Genomic DNA, 1,713 nt, shown 5'->3' with positions numbered 1-1,713 from the left:
CGGCGCGGTGAACGGATCGCGTTCCAGGGTGATGAAATCGGCATATTTGCCCGGCTCCAGCGTGCCCACCTTGGTTTCATTGTGGCCGGAGCGGGCGGCCCAGGTGGTGAAGCCGGCAAAGGCATCGGCCAGGCTGACCTTCTCCCACGGCCGCCAGCCGCCGGCCGGCAGGCCATCGCGGGACTGGCGGGTGACGGCGGCGTGCAGGCCGAACATCGGATCGGGCGGTTCCACCGGGAAATCGCTGCCGAAGGCGAGTTCAGCGCCGCTTTTCTTGATCTGCTGCCATGCATAAGCGCCCTGCAGTCGTGCATCGCCCACGCGGGCTTCGGCCATGCCCTTGTCGGACGTGGCGTGGGTGGGCTGCATCGAAGCGATGATCTTCAAGCTGGCGAAGCGACCGAGATCGGCCATGTCCACGATCTGCGCATGTTCGTTGCGGTGGCGCAGGCGCGCCCGCTCGGCGGCGGGCACGGCGGCATAGCCGTCCATGGTCGAGCGGTTGGCAGAATCGCCAATCGCGTGGGTGTTGACCTGAAAGCCGTCGCGGCTGGCTTCGGTGATATAAGTCTTCAGCTTGTCGGCCGGGGTGATATCCAGCCCGCGCGTATTGGGCATGTCGCTGTAGGACGCGATCAGATAGGCGCCGCGGCTGCCCAGCGCGCCATCGGAAACCAGCTTCATCGACTGCATGGCCACCAGATCATTGTGGCTCCACGGGATCGGGCCGTTCGGCGCGATCGCCTTGCGATTTTCGGGGCCGCCAGCCATGGCATAGATACGCGCCGTCAGCTTGCCGGTCTTGGCAAAGCGGACGTAGCGATCCCAGGTGAGCTTATCCATGCCGGCATCGTGCGCGCCGGTCAGGCCGACCTCGGCCATGGTTTCGAGGCTTTTTTCCAGCACCAGATCGAGCCGCTGTTCATCATCATCGGGGATGACGCGATCAATTAGCGCCATCGCCTTGTCAACAAACACGCCGGTGGGATTGCCGGCGGCATCGCGGATGATTTCGCCGCCATCGGGAGCCTTGGTGTCCCGCGTGATGCCGGCGGCTTTCATGGCGGCGGTGTTGGCCCAGCCGGCATGGCCATCGACGCGGGCGAAAAAGGCCGGGCGGCTGCCGGTGACGGCATCCAGTTCGGCGGCAAAGGGAAAGCGGTTGATGAGCTTGCCATCGGCATACCAGCGTTCCTGATTCCAGCCGCGGCCCAGGATCCAGCCAGCGGCGGGAATGCCGGCCTTGATGCGGCCCAGCGCTTCGGTGATGGACGCGGTGTCGCGCAGATCGACCACCAGTTTCAGTTCGCCCAGCCGCATCACATGGCCGTGGGCATCGATCAGGCCAGGCCACAGCGTGGCGCCCTTCACATCGACGCGCGTGCCGGCGGGCAGCGCCGCGCCGGCCTGCAACGTTGATACCACCTTGCCATCATCATCCACCACCAGCGTGGCAAAGCGCTGCAATTCGTCCTTGCTGTCGAGCGTGTAGCCATTGGCATTGGTGTAGAGCGTATCGGCCAGCGCCGGCGTGGCGGTGGCCAATAGTGCGGCAAGCAGCAGTTTTTTCATTTCAGGTTCTTCCTGTTTTCAAAGGTCTTTTGCCATGAACACCCAGTGCGGAAACATGATTTCCGGCACTTCCACTTCAAGATAGGCCGGGATCGGCGCAAAGCCCAGCCGCTCATAAAGGCCAATCGCGGTTTCCAGCGT

General features: G+C 64.0%; 1 protein-coding gene. It reads right to left on the bottom strand.

Annotated elements, in window-relative coordinates:
* A partial coding sequence (locus tag RMO81_RS09140) for an amidohydrolase (protein WP_310475524.1) occupies positions 1-1,572 on the bottom strand: 1,572 nt, incomplete at its 3' end.
* Positions 1,573-1,713 lie beyond the last annotated feature (141 nt).

The organism is Sandarakinorhabdus sp., from assembly GCF_031422795.1.
Lineage (GTDB): Bacteria > Pseudomonadota > Alphaproteobacteria > Sphingomonadales > Sphingomonadaceae > Sandarakinorhabdus.
This window is presented reverse-complemented; position numbering and strand designations above follow the sequence as displayed.